General features: G+C 37.1%; 14 protein-coding genes. 12 read left to right on the forward strand and 2 right to left on the reverse strand.

The window, feature by feature from the left end; translation table 11 throughout:
• Positions 1 to 86 precede the first annotated feature (86 nt).
• The gene (locus AB3I42_RS03645; protein ID WP_010718864.1) at positions 87 to 788 is read right to left on the reverse strand and encodes a Crp/Fnr family transcriptional regulator; all 702 of its coding nucleotides are present in this window, start codon (positions 786 to 788) and stop codon (positions 87 to 89) included.
• A gap of 474 nt (positions 789 to 1262) precedes the next feature.
• Between AB3I42_RS03645 and arcA the strand changes: the two genes are divergently transcribed.
• The 4 genes from arcA to argS all read left to right on the forward strand — a co-directional run bounded on the left by arcA (position 1263) and on the right by argS (position 6775).
• Positions 1263 to 2492 (forward strand): arginine deiminase, encoded by a 1230-nt coding sequence (gene arcA, locus AB3I42_RS03650; RefSeq protein WP_306690359.1) that lies wholly within the window; start codon positions 1263 to 1265, stop codon positions 2490 to 2492.
• 88 nt (positions 2493 to 2580) lie between these two features.
• A complete protein-coding gene (gene argF, locus AB3I42_RS03655; protein ID WP_010737784.1) occupies positions 2581 to 3600 on the forward strand; it encodes an ornithine carbamoyltransferase in 1020 nt (339 codons plus the stop codon).
• Between the two features lie 116 nt (positions 3601 to 3716).
• Positions 3717 to 4667, forward strand: coding sequence for a carbamate kinase (gene arcC, locus AB3I42_RS03660; protein ID WP_010718867.1), 951 nt, complete (start codon positions 3717 to 3719; stop codon positions 4665 to 4667).
• A 416-nt stretch (positions 4668 to 5083) separates the two neighbouring features.
• Complete coding sequence (gene argS / locus AB3I42_RS03665) at positions 5084 to 6775, forward strand: arginine--tRNA ligase (protein ID WP_368022285.1); 1692 nt, start codon at positions 5084 to 5086, stop codon at positions 6773 to 6775.
• 150 nt (positions 6776 to 6925) lie between these two features.
• Here argS and AB3I42_RS03670 read toward each other — a convergent pair whose 3' ends face one another.
• Positions 6926 to 7405 carry an arginine repressor gene (locus tag AB3I42_RS03670; protein WP_010737782.1) on the reverse strand — a complete coding sequence of 160 codons (480 nt, stop codon included), beginning with the start codon at positions 7403 to 7405 and terminating at the stop codon, positions 6926 to 6928.
• A gap of 387 nt (positions 7406 to 7792) precedes the next feature.
• On the opposite strand from AB3I42_RS03670, the gene rpsB reads away from it, so the two are divergent.
• The 8 genes from rpsB (at position 7793) to AB3I42_RS03710 (ending at position 16318) form a co-directional block, all read left to right on the forward strand.
• Positions 7793 to 8575, forward strand: coding sequence for a 30S ribosomal protein S2 (rpsB, locus tag AB3I42_RS03675; RefSeq protein WP_010718870.1), 783 nt, complete (start codon positions 7793 to 7795; stop codon positions 8573 to 8575).
• 96 nt (positions 8576 to 8671) lie between these two features.
• On the forward strand, positions 8672 to 9553 hold the full coding sequence (gene tsf / locus AB3I42_RS03680; RefSeq protein ID WP_010718871.1) for a translation elongation factor Ts: 882 nt from the start codon (positions 8672 to 8674) through the stop codon (positions 9551 to 9553).
• Between the two features lie 221 nt (positions 9554 to 9774).
• Complete coding sequence (gene pyrH / locus AB3I42_RS03685) at positions 9775 to 10497, forward strand: UMP kinase (RefSeq protein ID WP_010718872.1); 723 nt, start codon at positions 9775 to 9777, stop codon at positions 10495 to 10497.
• A 3-nt stretch (positions 10498 to 10500) separates the two neighbouring features.
• On the forward strand, positions 10501 to 11058 hold the full coding sequence (frr, locus tag AB3I42_RS03690; protein WP_010737781.1) for a ribosome recycling factor: 558 nt from the start codon (positions 10501 to 10503) through the stop codon (positions 11056 to 11058).
• Positions 11059 to 11287: 229 nt separating this feature from the next.
• Positions 11288 to 12097 carry an isoprenyl transferase gene (locus AB3I42_RS03695; RefSeq protein WP_010718874.1) on the forward strand — a complete coding sequence of 270 codons (810 nt, stop codon included), beginning with the start codon at positions 11288 to 11290 and terminating at the stop codon, positions 12095 to 12097.
• A complete protein-coding gene (locus tag AB3I42_RS03700) occupies positions 12094 to 12894 on the forward strand; it encodes a phosphatidate cytidylyltransferase (protein ID WP_034866992.1) in 801 nt (266 codons plus the stop codon). Before AB3I42_RS03695 ends, AB3I42_RS03700 begins: the two co-directional genes overlap by 4 nt.
• A 382-nt stretch (positions 12895 to 13276) precedes the next feature.
• Positions 13277 to 14545 (forward strand): RIP metalloprotease RseP, encoded by a 1269-nt coding sequence (gene rseP, locus AB3I42_RS03705; RefSeq protein WP_010737779.1) that lies wholly within the window; start codon positions 13277 to 13279, stop codon positions 14543 to 14545.
• A gap of 69 nt (positions 14546 to 14614) precedes the next feature.
• Positions 14615 to 16318, forward strand: a complete 1704-nt coding sequence (locus AB3I42_RS03710; RefSeq protein ID WP_010718877.1) for a proline--tRNA ligase — start codon at positions 14615 to 14617, stop codon at positions 16316 to 16318.
• Positions 16319 to 16371: the final 53 nt, after the last annotated feature.

A 16371-nucleotide genomic window follows, 5' to 3' on the forward strand; every position in this document is an offset into this window, starting at 1 on the left:
CTCTTTGTCTCCTTTACAAATAAATCAGGCTTAGACAAAAAATAAAACATACTAAGATAAGGGCAGCCTCATCTTAGTATGTTTTTTTATTCTCTTAAAGCAGGCGTCACAGCAGTTTTACAAAAAGTAAACCGTTTCTTTTGGTAATCTAATAAACCAGAATCTTTTAACTGTTTGATTACTTGTCCAGCAGTCTCTCTCGTTGTCCCACTATTAACCGCTAATTCTTTTAGTGTGATAGGGTATGGAATTTCGACATGGCCATCTGTGGTTGGTATGCCAAGCTCTTCTTTTAAAATGAATAAGTTTTGTTTCACTCGATCAAAAGCGCTAGAAGTTAAACCGATCTGTATCCGCAGTTCGTGCATCGCTACTACTTTTGAGATTTTATGGATCATATAGAGTAATTGTTTTGGATTGTTTTTCGCAATTTTTTCATAACAAGATACTGGGAAAGAGAAAGTTTCGATGTCTGTCATTGCTTGAGCAGTGTATGAATAAATTCCTTCTTCAAAAATACCAGACATTGGGAAAAGGTTATTTGGATTGACATAATCATAATAATAATAAGTAGCACTTTCATCATATCGTTCTAGACGAACCAATCCTGATGTTAAAATGTAGAGACGTTGTCGTTCATCTCCTTCATCAAATAAAATTTGTCCTTTTTTATAAGAACGAAGGATCGTATGCTCTTTAATGAGCTCAAATTCCTCGTCAGTAAAGTTTTCAAAATCAGGTTGATAGCGTAACTTTGAAAAATGATAATCAATTCTATTTATACGCATAAAACTCCCACTCCTTACTTTCAGCTACATACTATATTGTGACTGGTTTTGGCTTAAATGTAAAGTTTTAACCTAGAAGAAAAATCATGGTTAAAAAAGCAATTTTATTCTTTGTGATCAGTCTTTTTTGTTATTATGAATAATTTATACGGATAGATTGCATAATTCTTTTTAATGATTGGTATTTTTGTATAAAAAACACAATTATTACATAAAGCAAGCGCTATCAACCTTGTGAAATATCGAAAAAGAAAATATTCAAAAATAATTTTTTAATGAATAAATATTTTTTTGAGAGAGTTTTCAGTATAAAAAAAGTGATAAAAGTTAATAAAAAATGTAAAAACGTTTATTTATTTAATTGTCTTCTAATAATGTGAAATTGCTCTCGTTTTAGATGAGAAGAAATTATGAAAGTGGTTACAAAAAGGCGGTATTCTATGTATGTAATCAAAACGAAGGAGGCAACACAACATGGATAAACCTATTCACGTTTTCTCTGAGATAGGGAAGTTAAAGACAGTTTTATTGAAACGACCTGGACAAGAAGTGGAAAATTTAACACCAGATATTATGGACCGTCTGTTGTTTGATGATATTCCATATCTGCCAATCGCACAAGAAGAGCATGACTATTTTGCAAAGACATTGCAAGATGAAGGCGTCGAAACTTTATATCTAGAAAAATTAGCTGCAGAAGCAATTGATGCCGGCAATGTCAAAGAACAATTTTTAAATAAAATGTTAGACGAATCCCGCATTGCATCTTCTGCTGTAAGAGATGGTCTTCATGAGTTCCTTCTATCAATGGAAACCCAAGAAATGGTAGATAAAATTATGGCGGGTGTCCGCACGAAAGATATTTCAGTTCGTTCAAACAGTCTGTATGATCTTTCTTCAGATGACGACTATCCATTCTATATGGACCCAATGCCAAACCTTTACTTTACACGTGATCCTTCCGCATCAATGGGAAATGGGATGACTGTTAACATGATGACATTTGAAGCACGTCGTCGTGAATCAATGTTTACTGAATACATCTTGAAACATCACCCACGTTTTGCGAACAAAGGGGTTGAAGTATGGTTAGATCGTGAAAACCCTGATCACATCGAAGGTGGAGATGAATTAATCCTAAGTGACAAAGTCGTCGCTGTAGGTATCTCACAACGAACAAGCGCTAAAGCAATCGAAAAATTAGCACGTAATTTATTTGCTAAACATGCAGGCTTTGAAAAAGTCCTAGCAATCAAGATTCCTAACAATCGAGCAATGATGCATTTAGATACTGTGTTTACCATGGTTGACCATGATAAATTCACGATCCATCCAGCAATCCAAAGTAAAGAAGGAAAAATGGATGTCTTTACGATCGAACAAGCAGGCGATGATATCAAGATCGCTCATTCAGATGACTTACAAGCGTCATTAAAAGCTGCGTTAGGTTTGGATGATTTAGTCTTGATCCCAACTGGTAATGGTGATGCGATCGTTGCTCCTCGTGAACAATGGAATGATGGTTCTAACACCCTGGCAATCGCACCAGGTGTTGTCGTAACGTACAACCGTAACTATGTATCCAATGAATTATTACGTAGCTATGGCATCAAAGTATTGGAAATCAATTCAAGTGAGTTGTCACGCGGTCGTGGTGGTCCACGCTGCATGAGCCAACCATTAGTACGTGAAGATTTAAAATAATATGAATGCTAGTGGCAGTCTAACTGTCAGCTGCCACTAGATTTCCTCTTTAAAACAAAAACAAACAACCTAAAGGAGAATTTTAGTTATGAAAGAGTCAGTATTTCAAGGAAGAAGTTTATTAGCAGAAAAAGATTTTACAAAAGAAGAATTGCAATATCTAATCGATTTTTCTGAGCACTTAAAAGATTTGAAAAAACGTGGCATTCCACATCACTACTTAGAAGGTAAAAACATTGCACTTTTATTTGAAAAAACGTCTACTCGTACACGTGCAGCTTTTACAACTGCAGCAATCGATTTAGGTGCGCATCCTGAATATCTAGGTGCCAATGATATCCAATTAGGTAAAAAAGAATCAACAGAAGATACAGCTAAAGTATTAGGTCGAATGTTTGACGGAATTGAGTTCCGCGGCTTTAGCCAAAAAATGGTGGAAGAACTAGCAGAATTTTCTGGTGTTCCAGTATGGAATGGCTTAACAGACGAATGGCATCCAACACAAATGATCGCAGATTTCTTAACAATCCAAGAAAACTTTGGAACAGTTGAAGGAATCACAGTGGCGTATTGTGGTGACGGACGTAACAACATGGCGAACTCTTTACTTGTGACTGGGGCTATTTTAGGTGCAAACATGCGTATCGTAGCACCAAAAGAATTACAACCAGAAGAAGAAATCGTCAAAATGGCAGAAGAATTTGCTGCTAAATCTGGTTCACAATTAATGATCACTGATGACGTGGATAAAGGTGTTGACGGTGCTGACGTACTTTATTCAGATGTTTGGGTATCAATGGGTGAAGAAGATAAATTTGAAGAACGAATCAAATTGTTGAAACCTTACCAAATCAACATGGAAATGATCGAAAAAACGCACAATACTGACCGTTTGATTTTCTTACATTGCTTACCAGCGTTCCATGATACAAACACAATCTATGGTGAACAAATGAAAGAACGCTTCGGCATTACTGAGATGGAAGTTACTGATGAAGTCTTCCGCAGTAAATATGCACGTCAATTCGACCAAGCAGAAAACCGCATGCACTCAATCAAAGCGATCATGGCAGCAACACTTGGTAACTTGTTTATTCCTCGTGTGTAACGGTTAATCACATTCATCTCAAGAACAAAACGAGTCAGCTTTAATGGACCTCATCATGGGCTGGCTTGTTTTGTCATTGAGAAAATTCAGAACTCTCTGGAGAAAGGAAGACAAATATGGCAAATCGTAAAGTAGTTGTCGCATTAGGTGGTAATGCGATTTTATCAACAGATGCAAGTGCAAAAGCACAACAAGAGGCATTGATGGAAACAGCAAAATACTTAGTAAAATTCATTGAACAAGGGGATGAGTTGATCATTTCTCACGGGAATGGACCACAAGTAGGGAATTTGCTGATCCAACAACAAGCAGCTGACTCAGAAAAGACACCAGCGATGCCTTTAGATACTTGTGTTGCAATGACAGAAGGATCAATTGGGTATTGGTTACAAAATGCAATGGGTGAAGTATTGAAAGAAAAAGGCATCGATAAAGATGTGGTTTCACTTGTTACGCAAGTCATCGTTGATGAAAACGATCCATCATTTAAAAACCCAAGCAAACCAGTAGGACCATTCTATACCGAAGAAGAAGCCAATGAACAAATGAAAGCTGATTCAACAGTAACCTTTAAAGAAGATGCTGGTCGTGGCTGGCGTAAAGTAGTGGCTTCTCCTAAACCAATTTCAATTAAAGAAGCACGAGTGATTGAAACGCTAGTAGAACAAGGCGTGATTACAGTCTCTGTTGGTGGTGGTGGAATTCCTGTTGTGGAAACGGCAACTGGTTTAGAAGGTAGAGAAGCGGTTATCGATAAAGATTTTGCTTCTGAAAAATTAGCGGAAATTATCGATGCAGATCTATTGATCGTTTTAACTGGAGTAGATAATGTTTATGTAAATTATCAAAAACCAGATCAAAAGAAACTAGAAACTGTTTCAGTTTCAGAAATGAAGCAATACATTGATGAAAATCAATTTGCACCAGGAAGTATGCTGCCAAAAGTCGAAGCGGCAATTGCCTTTGTTGAGGCAAAACCAAAAGCTAAAGCGATTATTACTTCTTTAGAAAATATCGAGAACCTTCTCGCATCTGAAGAAGGAACGATCATCGTAGCGGATAACTAAGAATTCTTTTTCTTAGGAGATGAACTATGTTAAAAAGTGTCCAGTTGGTATTTCTTCTCCTTTAGACCTTCTGGACATTTTTTATAAGAAATCCCTAGCCAGCAGTTTTTTTTTCTGCTATAATTCAATTAATATAATAATTTCATAGTTTGTTGAACAAGAGAGTAATTGTATTTACTTGATCAAAGCGAGTTTGGGTGTGGTGAAAGCCAAACGAGAGGATACAATGAAGCGCACTTGGAGAACTCTGTCTAAGACAGACGGCTATCAACCGATATCAGATGAAGCTGGTCCTAGCAAATAGGACAACTGGAGTGGTACCGCGGGATATCTCGTCTCTAGTGATCATAGTTATCTATGATCACTAGAGATTTTTTTGTTTTCAGCAAACAAAAGTATTTATAGGAGGAATGTAAATGAATAACAAAGATATTGTATCAAAAGCGATCTATGACGTTGTCAAAGACGATCTTACAATGGAACAAGTAGAAAAACTATTAGAAAATCCAAAATCTGCAGACCATGGGGATGTAGCCTTTCCTGCCTTTTCATTAGCGAAAATCTATCGAAAAGCCCCTCAACAAATTGCAGCTGACCTAGCAGAAAAAATCGATTCAACAAACTTTGAAAAAATCGAAGTGGTTGGTCCTTACTTAAACTTCTTTATGAATAAAGCGATGATCAGTAAAGAAGTTTTGGCTTCTGTCGTGAAAGAAAAAGAACATTATGGCGACAGCTCCATCGGAAATAACGGAAACGTACCAATCGATATGTCTTCTCCTAATATTGCAAAGCCGATTTCAATGGGGCATTTGCGTTCTACAGTTATCGGGAACTCCATCGGATTTATCATGGAAAAATTAGGCTACAACCCGATTCGTATCAATCATTTAGGAGATTGGGGCACACAGTTTGGGAAACTGATTGTGGCTTATAAAAAATGGGGTTCAGAAGAAGCAGTACGTTCTGAACCAATCAATGAATTGTTGCGTCTGTATGTTCAATTCCATGAAGTGGCTGAAACAGAACCAGAATCGAATGATGAAGCACGTTCATGGTTTAAACGTTTGGAAGAAGGCGACAAAGAAGCCATTGAATTATGGCAATGGTTCCGCGACGAATCTATGAAAGAGTTCAATAAAATCTACGATCTATTAGAAGTTCGTTTTGATTCTTTAAATGGTGAAGCTTTCTATAACGATAAAATGGATGAAATCGTAGAACTTTTAGAAGAAAAACATTTATTGCAAGCAGATAAAGGTGCTGAAATCGTTGACTTATCAGCTTATGATTTGAACCCAGCGTTGATCAAGAAATCAGATGGTGCAACACTTTATATCACTCGTGATTTAGCAGCAGCTCTTTACCGCAAACGCACCTATGATTTTAAACAATCATTGTATGTTGTCGGAAACGAACAAAGTTATCACTTCAAACAATTGAAAGCTGTTCTTAAAGAATTAGGCTTTGATTGGTCAGATGATATGCATCACATCCCATTCGGATTGATTACTCAAGGTGGTAAAAAACTATCAACACGTAAAGGGAAAATTGTTTTACTTGAAGAAGTGCTAAATGAAGCCATTGACTCTGCTAAAGAACAGATCAGTGAGAAAAATCCTGATTTAGAAAATAAAGATGTGGTAGCTAAACAAGTCGGTGTTGGCGCAGTTATCTTCCATGATTTAAAAAACGATCGCCTAAATACATTTGACTTTAATTTAGAAGAAGTTGTCCGTTTCGAAGGTGAAACAGGACCTTATGTACAATATACACATGCTCGTGCTGTCAGCTTGTTAGCAAAAGCCGACTTTACGCCATCGGCAGATCAAGAATACGCCTTGAATGATGAAAACAGCTGGGAAGTTGTAAAATTGATTCAAAAATACCCAGAAACTGTTTTACAAGCAGGTGAAAAATACGAACCGTCTATTATTGCGAAACATGCAATCAAGTTAGCTCAAGCATTTAATAAATATTATGCACATACTAAAATTTTAGTTGAAGATGACCAAAAAGAAGCGCGTTTAGCATTAGTTTATGCTGTAACAGTCTTGTTAAAAGAAGATTTACGTTTGCTTGGCTTACACGCACCAGATAAAATGTAAGAAAAGTAACGTACACAAATAAACCGTCCCTTACGAAAGGCTTACTTATAATAGTAGCTTTCGTGAGGGTCGGTTTATTTTATATAGAAGTGATTGGGACAGATATCATCCATTCATTGATTCATGCTGCGTTGATTAAATTTAGTTGGCTTAAAAAAGTGTTGTTTCTTTGGGAGCATGTAAGAAGGCTTCCACCAATTTTGCTTCTTCTTCATCTTTGGAAATGATAATGGTTGTATCGAACCCGGCAATCGTACTGACGATATGAGGTGGTTTGATATCGTCTAAAACGGCAGCGAAAAGATGTGCGTTGTCTGGTAAGGTATGGACGACCGTCAGAAAATGGACCCGTTCCACTTTTAACACGATGTCTTCGATCATTTGGACTAACCGTTTTTCATCATCTGTTTTTGCTTCGAGTCCTTTTTTTCCTTGAAAAAGAACAAAATGGGAAACGCCATTTTCATCTGGTACTTTTACGATTTTTAAGTCACGAATATCTCTGGAAATCGTAGCTTGTGTCGCTGTCACACCATAATTCTCCAGTTTGGCCAAGAGTTCTTCTTGTGTACGGATCGTAAATTCCCCGATCACTTGTTTAATAAGTAAATGTCGCTCAGATTTACGCATATTCTTTCTCCTTTACGAAAGATTTCACATGTATCATATCAAAAAAAAATCGAGTTGCCCAATATTATTCTGATTTATGAGATAACTCTAGGAATTATGATCATTTGTTAATGAGAGAGTAAAGCATAAAAGATGAGAATAAATGCAGAGGCAACTAGAGATTTCTCTTGATATTTACTAGCAAGTCAGGTAAAATATTGAATGTTGAGCAAGAATGTCTCTTTAGCTATTGCTATACAGGTAGGTTACTTGTATAATGTTTGAAGATGCTTTTTGTATCAATAAATCCACATTCCTGTTGGATCGTTGATAGGTGCTTGAAAAAGTTTGTCAGCGAGGTGAAAGACAGGGAGAGGAAAAATAAAAACCAAATCGGAGGAAACAAAAATGGCAGTAATTTCAATGAAACAATTACTAGAAGCCGGCGTACATTTTGGTCACCAAACTCGTCGCTGGAACCCAAAAATGAAGAAATATATCTTCACAGAAAGAAACGGAATCTACATCATCGACTTACAAAAAACTGTTAAGTTAGTAGATGCAGCTTATGACTACATGAAGAGCGTTGCAGAAGAAGGCGGCGTGGCTTTATTCGTAGGTACGAAAAAACAAGCACAAGAAGCAATCAAAGATGAAGCAACACGTGCTGGACAATACTTTGTAAACCATCGTTGGTTAGGTGGAACATTGACTAACTGGGATACAATCCAAAAACGTATCAGCCGTTTGAAACAAATCAATGCAATGGAAGAAGATGGAACTTTTGAAGTTCTACCTAAAAAAGAAGTTGCTGGTTTGAACAAACAACGTGAACGTCTTGAAAAATTCTTGGGTGGTATCGCTGATATGCCAAGAATTCCAGATGTAATGTACATCGTTGACCCACGTAAAGAGCGCATTGCTGTTCAAGAAGCGCATAAATTAAATATCCCAATCGTAGCTATGGTTGATACAAACTGCGACCCAGACGAAATCGACGTAGTTATCCCTTCAAATGACGATGCAATCCGTGCCGTTAAATTGATTACTTCAAAAATGGCTGATGCATTTATCGAAGGTAACCAAGGGGAAGACCAAGTAGTTGAAGAAGACTTTGTAGTAGAAAACAATGCTACTTCAATCGAAGAAATCGTTGACGTTGTAGAAGGCGACAACACTTCAGCAGAATAATTTTTAAATGATGGAGCTGTTTCAAAGGCTAGGCGACAAGCCTCACTCTCCTTTGAAACAGCTTTTTTTAAAAAGAAACTATAGGAGGATACAATAATGGCAGACGTAACAGCTAAAATGGTAAAAGAACTACGCGAAATGACAGGCGTAGGTATGATGGATGCGAAAAAAGCATTAGTTGAAGTAGAAGGCGATATGGAAAAAGCAGTAGATCTTTTACGTGAAAAAGGAATGGCTAAAGCAGCTAAGAAAAATGATCGTATTGCAGCTGAAGGATTAGCTTCAGTAGCAATCAAAGGAAATACTGCAGCAATCGTTGAAGTTAACTCAGAAACAGACTTTGTTTCTAAAAACGAAATGTTCCAAGATCTAGTGAAAGAAATCGCTGAACTTGTTGCAGAAAACAAACCTGCAGACATGGAAGCTGCAATGAAGATCAAAACAGAAAAAGGTACGATCGAATCTGACTTGATCGAAGCAACACAAGTAATCGGAGAAAAAATCAGCTTCCGTCGTTTTGAAGTAGTTGAAAAAGAAGATAACGCTGCTTTCGGTGGTTACTTACACATGGGCGGACGTATCGCTGTATTGACTGTTTTAGATGGAACAACTGATGAATCTGTAGCAAGAGACGTTGCTATGCACGTAGCTGCAATCAATCCTCGCTATGTAAACGAAACTCAAATTCCTGAAGCTGAATTAGAACATGAAAAAACTGTTCTTACAGAACAAGCTTTAAACGAAGGTAAGCCTGCTAATATCGTTGAAAAAATGGTAGAAGGACGCTTGAAGAAATTTAAAGCAGAAATCGCTTTGGTTGACCAACCATTCGTTAAAGATCCTGATATGACTGTTGAAAAATATGTTGCTTCTAAAGGTGCTACAGTGAAAACTTTTGTACGCTTTGAAGTTGGCGAAGGAATCGAAAAACGCGAAGACAACTTTGTTGAAGAAGTTATGAACCAAGTGAAAAAATAATTCTGAAAATTGAGTATATGTTATCTAATGTTGATTCATTTTGCGAGTCACTTTTTAAATGTTGGATCAACATTAGATAGTATGCTTATTTGGAATTAAAAAGGAGCAGCGACGTATGTCACAGCTCTTTTTTTTAGGCATAGGTACAAATAGTTAGACTTTTAGTGGCTAAATTACCTGAATATGGTAAAATAGCAATAGAAAATATTGGAGGAATGAACATGGTCACACCGAAATATCAGCGTGTTGTCTTAAAATTAAGTGGAGAAGCTTTAGCTGGGAATGAAGGCTTTGGAATTAAACCGCCTGTTATTAAAGAAATCATCCAAGAAATCAAAGAAGTACACGAATTAGGCGTTGAAATGGCTATCGTGGTAGGCGGCGGCAATATTTGGCGCGGACAAATCGGTGCTCAGATGGGAATGGAACGTGCTCAAGCTGATTACATGGGGATGCTGGCAACTGTAATGAATGCTTTAGCGTTGCAAGATACTTTGGAAAATGTTGGTGTGCCAACACGTGTCCAAACATCAATCGAAATGCGACAAATTGCTGAACCATATATTCGCAGAAAAGCAGAACGTCATTTAGAAAAAGGCCGAATCGTGATTTTTGCAGGTGGAACTGGGAATCCATACTTTTCAACAGACACCACTGCAGCATTACGCGCAGCTGAGATTGGCGCTGATGTTATTTTAATGGCTAAAAACAATGTTGATGGTGTTTATTCAGCTGATCCAAAATTAGATTCAAATGCTGTGAAATTTGAAGAATTGACTCATTTAGAAGTGATTGCAAAAGGGTTGCAGGTAATGGACTCTACCGCTAGCTCACTAAGCATGGACAATGACATCCCATTGCTTGTCTTTAATTTAAATGAACATGGAAATATCCGTCGTGCAATCTTAGGCGAAAATATCGGAACAACTGTAAGGGGGAAATAAAAAATGGCAGATGCAATTATGACAGAAGCAAAAGAAAAGATGCAAAAAGCAGCACAAAATTTACAACGTGAGCTTGGACAAATTCGTGCAGGACGTGCCAATGCAAGTTTACTTGATCGAATCACAGTTAATTATTATGGTGCACCAACACCTTTGAACCAAATGGCTTCAATTCAAATCCCGGAAGCACGTGTTTTAATGATCACTCCATTTGATAAGAGCATTTTACAAGATGTTGAAAAAGCAATTATGGCAAGTGATATTGGAATCAGTCCAACCAATGATGGGAATGTCATTCGTTTAATTATTCCTCAATTAACTGAAGAACGTCGTAAAGAATTAGCAAAAGATGTAAAAAAAGAAGCAGAAAATGCGAAAATCGCTGTTCGTAACATTCGTCGTGATGCAATTGATGAATACAAAAAACAACAAAAAAATGGCGATATCACAGAAGATGATCTACGTGGATTAGAAAAAGAAGTACAAAAACTAACCGATGAAAGCATCAAAGAAGTAGATAAAATCGCTAGTGACAAAGAACAAGAATTACTGGATGTTTAATCATAAAGCTTGGTAGAATCAGTCTTTTATCAATGCCGTTTATGTATTTTTACACCTACTAAAAAGCCTTGGACGATTTCTTGTCCTAGGCTTTTTTTATAGCAAAAGTTAAAAAATAAGAAAAAAGTCGTAGAAATAACTAAAAAAAGTAATCCAGCATAGGAAATCACGTGATAAATTGATATAATACTAAAGATAGTGGTAACTTTTAAGTATAGGAGGAAAAAGAATGTTACGTTTTTTTCCGCAAAAAAACAAGTATATTCAAGAAAAAAGTGATTTTCATTTTGCGGCTGAAGGTCCCATTCCTCAGCATATCGCAATCATTATGGACGGAAATGGTCGTTGGGCCCAAAATCGACGTTTACCTCGAGTTGCTGGACATAAAGAAGGGATGGAGACAGTTAAAAAAGTAACCAAACAAGCTTCTCGTTTAGGTGTGAAAGTTTTAACCCTCTATGCTTTTTCAACAGAAAATTGGAAACGACCAAAAGATGAAGTCCGTTTTTTGATGCAACTTCCAGTGGATTTTTTTGATACATTTGTTCCAGAATTGATCAAAGAAAACGTTCAGGTTCGTGTCATGGGCTATGAAGAAGTATTACCTGAACATACACAAGATGCTGTTCGTCGAGCAATTGAGCAAACAAAAGATAATACTGGAATGATCCTTAACTTTGCTTTGAATTATGGAAGCAGAGCAGAGATTGTGACAGCAGTCAAAAAAATTGCTGAAGAAGTCAAAAATGAAGAAACTGCGATTGAAGCTATTGACGAAGAACTGATTGCAGATCATCTCATGACTGGTTTTTTGCCAACCGAATGGCGGGATCCTGAATTGGTTATTCGAACAAGTGGGGAAGAAAGAATTAGTAACTTCTTGCTTTGGCAACTTGCATACAGCGAATTGTATTTCACAAAAGCTTTGTGGCCTGATTTTGATGGGGCGCATCTAGAAGAAGCAATCGCAGCATTTCAAAACAGAGACCGTCGTTTCGGTGGCGTGAAGAAAACAGAGAAAGAAGGAGATCAGTCATGAAGCAACGAGTGATCACAGCTGCTATTGCCCTGGTCCTATTTATACCAATTATATGGATCGGTGGAATCACAATCGAATTTGTAGCAGCTTTGTTAGCAGTCGTCGGTGTCTATGAGTTATTCCGTATGAAGGGCTTGACGTTGTTAAGTTTTGAAGGAATATTATCAGCGATTGGAGCAGTTATTTTAGTTCTACCAAAAGAACGTTGGTTTTTCTTTTTACCGGAGAAGACAAGCACGTTTATGCTCTTTTACTTGATCGTCATGATCTTGTTAGGGACATCAGTTATTTCAAAGAATACTTATACGATTGATGAGGCGGGATTCCCGGTAATTACTAGTTTATATGTAGGTATTGGATTTCAAAATTTCGTCAATGCAAGAACAGAAGGTTTGGCAGTCTTGCTCTTTGGATTATTTGTCGTTTGGGCAACTGATATCGGTGCTTATATGGTTGGAAGACAATACGGAAAACATAAGTTAAGTCCAGATGTTTCACCGAATAAAACAATCGAAGGAGCATTAGGTGGTATTACTAGTGCATTAGTCGTTGCTTTGTTGTACTTCTTGTTCTATCCAGCCAAAGAATTATTTGGACATGGGCTGTTCTTCATGCTCCTTGTAACGATGCTCTTATCGATCGTGGGACAATTTGGTGATCTCGTTGAATCTTCGATCAAACGTCACTACGATGTCAAAGATTCTGGGAATATCTTACCAGGGCATGGCGGGATACTAGATCGTTTTGATAGTTTGCTTTTTGTCTTTCCAATCATGCATTTATTTGGATTGATCTAGTGATCATCAAAGACTTGAATGAGCACTTGCCCAATCGTCTACTCATTTATAAATAACAATAGTTTAATAGTATGTCAATGAGTTGTTAGCTAAATATGGGCATGGGAATGAAGCATTATCTTTTTTCAAATCAATATGCGAACTTTATGTTCACATATTACTCAAAAAAGAATGCGTGGTGTCTTAGAAGTTGTTCGTTCAGAAAATAAGCCGAATAATCCAGAAGAAAAATAGTTTTGGATTATTCGGCTTATTTCTAAAAATTGATTATTTCCAGCGCCACCTCTTTTCTTTAAAAAAACTAGGGCTATTGGTGAATAGCTATTAATATGGTAAAATTAAGATGTTTTATTTAACCTAAAAAAGTAAAGGAGAATGTAAAATGAAAACAATTATTACATTTATTATTGTTTTTGGCATTTTGGTCATTGTTCATGAATTTGGACACTTCTTCTTTGCGAAACGATCAGGAATTCTCGTTCGAGAGTTTGCAATTGGTATGGGACCCAAAATCTATGGGCATCAAGCTAAGGACGGAACTACCTATACACTACGTTTATTGCCAATCGGAGGTTATGTGAGGATGGCAGGAAACGGGGACGATGAAACAGAGATGGCTCCGGGAATGCCGTTATCTCTTTTATTAAATTCTGATGGTATCGTAGAGAAAATCAATTTAAGTAAAAAAGTACAGCTTACAAATAGTATCCCGATGGAATTGATTCGTTATGATCTTGAAGAAGAATTAACGATTACTGGCTATGTCAATGGCGAGGAAGAACAAGAAGTGACTTATTCTGTCGCGCATGATGCTTCGATCATTGAAGCCGATGGCACAGAACTTCGAATCGCTCCAAAAGACGTGCAGTTCCAATCAGCCAAATTATGGCAACGGATGTTGACGAATTTCGCAGGACCAATGAATAATTTCTTGTTAGCTATTTTGTTATTTATTCTGCTTGCTTTTATGCATGGCGGAGTTCAAGTCACTAACACGAACCAAATTGGCGAAGTCTTACCTAATGGTGCAGCACAAACTGCTGGTTTAAAAGAAAATGATAAAATCTTGGAGATCAATGGTAATGCCATTCATTCTTGGGGAGATCTAACGGCTACGATCACCGAGAATCCTGGGAAAAAACTCAGTGTTGAAGTCGAGCGCAATGGACAGAAACAAACCCTTTCAGTAACACCAGGCGTGGTAGAATCGAATGGAAAAAAATATGGGCAATTAGGAATCAAAGCACCAATGAAAACGGGATTTTTTGACAAAATCATTGGAGGAACACAACAAGCTTTCAGTAGTTCATTAGAAATTTTTAAAGCACTAGGCTCATTATTTACAAACTTTAGTTTAAATAAATTGGGCGGTCCTGTAATGATGTTCCAATTATCTTCAGAAGCTGCAGATCAAGGAATATTAACGGTCATTAGCTTGATGGCCATTCTTTCGATGAATTTGGGAATCGTTAACTTATTACCAATTCCAGCGCTTGACGGAGGAAAGCTTGTCTTGAACGTCGTGGAAGGGATTCGTGGAAAACCAATCAGCCAAGAAAAAGAAGGCTTTATCACATTAGCAGGCTTCGGTTTATTGATGCTTTTAATGGTATTAGTCACATGGAATGATATCCAACGATTCTTTTTCTAGAAAAAGTTTATAAATAGGGTATAATTACAAACGATAAATGATTATATGAGAAATGAAGGAGTATATAGAATGAGACAATCAAAAATGTTGATTCCAACATTACGAGAAGTTCCAAATGATGCAGAAGTACTAAGTCATCAAATTTTATTAAGAGCAGGGTATATTCGCCAAGTTTCAGCTGGTATTTATTCTTATTTGCCTCTTGCTAATCGTGTATTGGAAAAATTAAAAACGATCATGCGTGAAGAATTTGAAAAGATTGGCGCTGTCGAAATGTTGATGCCAGCTCTCTTACCTGCGGAATTGTGGGAAGAATCTGGTCGTTATGAAACTTACGGCCCAAATTTATATCGTCTCAATGATCGTAATGATCGCAAAATGATCTTAGGTCCAACTCATGAAGAAACATTTACTGAATTGATTCGCAATGAAGTCAATTCCTATAAAAAATTGCCGTTGAACCTTTACCAAATCCAGACAAAATATCGTGATGAAAAACGTCCACGGTTTGGGTTATTACGTGGCAGAGAATTTATTATGAAAGATGCTTACTCTTTCCATTCATCAGAAGAAAGTTTAGATGAAGCGTATAAAGATTATGAAAAAGCATATACTGAGATTTTCAAACGTTGTGGGTTAGATTTCCGAGCAATCATTGGTGATGGTGGCGCAATGGGTGGTAAAGATTCAAAAGAATTCATGGCGATCTCAGAAATCGGTGAAGATACGATCTGTTACTCAACAGAAAGCGATTATGCCGCTAACTTAGAAATGGCGACAAGTTATTATGTCCCTAAAAAATCACATGAAACACAACTTGAATTAGAAAAAATTGCGACACCAGATGTAAAAACGATTGAAGAAGTAGCGAACTTCTTTGAAACTGAACCACAAAAAATCATCAAATCTGTTTTATTTATGGCTGACGAAAACCCAGTATTGGTATTAGTACGTGGGGACCACGATGTCAATGATGTGAAACTGAAAAACTTTTTAGCGGTTGATTTCTTAGAAGAAGCAACAGAAGAAGATGCTCAAAAATACCTAGGAGCAGATTTCGGCTCTGTTGGTCCAATCGGTGTAGCAGAAGAAGTAAAAGTCTACGCTGATCGTCATGTCCAAGACTTAGCGAACGCTATTACTGGAGCGAATGAAACTGGGTTCCATTATGTGAATGTCAACCCAGAACGAGATTTTGAAGTGATCTCATATGAAGACCTTCGCTTTGTTCAAGAAGGAGATCCATCACCTGATAATAATGGTGTATTGGCATTTACACGTGGAATCGAAATCGGACATATCTTTAAATTAGGCACACGCTATAGTGAATCAATGGGCGCAACCGTATTAGATGAAAATGGACGTGAAAAATTTGTCATTATGGGTTGTTACGGAATTGGCGTAAGTCGTCTGCTTTCAGCAATCGTTGAACAAAATTCAGATGAAAATGGCATTAACTGGCCTAAAGGAATCGCGCCTTTTGATTTACATGTTGTTCAAATGAATCTAAAAGACGAAAACCAAACGAACTTAACCGAAGAAGTCGAACAAACGATGTTAGCTGCTGGTTATCAAGTACTCGTTGACGATCGTAATGAGCGTGCAGGTGTGAAATTTGCAGATTCCGATTTAATTGGCTGTCCAATTAGAATTACAGTAGGTAAAAAAGCGGTGGATGGTATCGTTGAAGTCAAAATTAAGAAAACTGGGGAAATGGTTGAAGTTCGCAAAGAAGAGCTAGCAAATACGTTACCCATTCTTTTAAATCAATAAAATACAGTTAAGAAAGAAAATTCTTGCTTGAAATGAAAGACAAGCCTAACGAA

This window comes from Enterococcus sp. C53 (assembly GCF_040887425.1).
GTDB lineage: Bacteria > Bacillota > Bacilli > Lactobacillales > Enterococcaceae > Enterococcus_B > Enterococcus_B hirae.

Coding starts and splice junctions, on each gene's coding strand:
- tsf (WP_010718871.1), top strand. CDS start 8,672: ATGGCAGACGTAACAGCTAAAATGGTAAAAGAACTACGCGAAATGACA.
- rseP (WP_010737779.1), top strand. CDS start 13,277: ATGAAAACAATTATTACATTTATTATTGTTTTTGGCATTTTGGTCATT.
- arcC (WP_010718867.1), top strand. CDS start 3,717: ATGGCAAATCGTAAAGTAGTTGTCGCATTAGGTGGTAATGCGATTTTA.
- argS (WP_368022285.1), top strand. CDS start 5,084: ATGAATAACAAAGATATTGTATCAAAAGCGATCTATGACGTTGTCAAA.
- frr (WP_010737781.1), top strand. CDS start 10,501: ATGGCAGATGCAATTATGACAGAAGCAAAAGAAAAGATGCAAAAAGCA.
- AB3I42_RS03645 (WP_010718864.1), bottom strand. CDS start 788: ATGCGTATAAATAGAATTGATTATCATTTTTCAAAGTTACGCTATCAA.
- AB3I42_RS03700 (WP_034866992.1), top strand. CDS start 12,094: ATGAAGCAACGAGTGATCACAGCTGCTATTGCCCTGGTCCTATTTATA.
- rpsB (WP_010718870.1), top strand. CDS start 7,793: ATGGCAGTAATTTCAATGAAACAATTACTAGAAGCCGGCGTACATTTT.
- AB3I42_RS03695 (WP_010718874.1), top strand. CDS start 11,288: ATGTTACGTTTTTTTCCGCAAAAAAACAAGTATATTCAAGAAAAAAGT.
- arcA (WP_306690359.1), top strand. CDS start 1,263: ATGGATAAACCTATTCACGTTTTCTCTGAGATAGGGAAGTTAAAGACA.
- pyrH (WP_010718872.1), top strand. CDS start 9,775: ATGGTCACACCGAAATATCAGCGTGTTGTCTTAAAATTAAGTGGAGAA.
- argF (WP_010737784.1), top strand. CDS start 2,581: ATGAAAGAGTCAGTATTTCAAGGAAGAAGTTTATTAGCAGAAAAAGAT.
- AB3I42_RS03670 (WP_010737782.1), bottom strand. CDS start 7,405: ATGCGTAAATCTGAGCGACATTTACTTATTAAACAAGTGATCGGGGAA.
- AB3I42_RS03710 (WP_010718877.1), top strand. CDS start 14,615: ATGAGACAATCAAAAATGTTGATTCCAACATTACGAGAAGTTCCAAAT.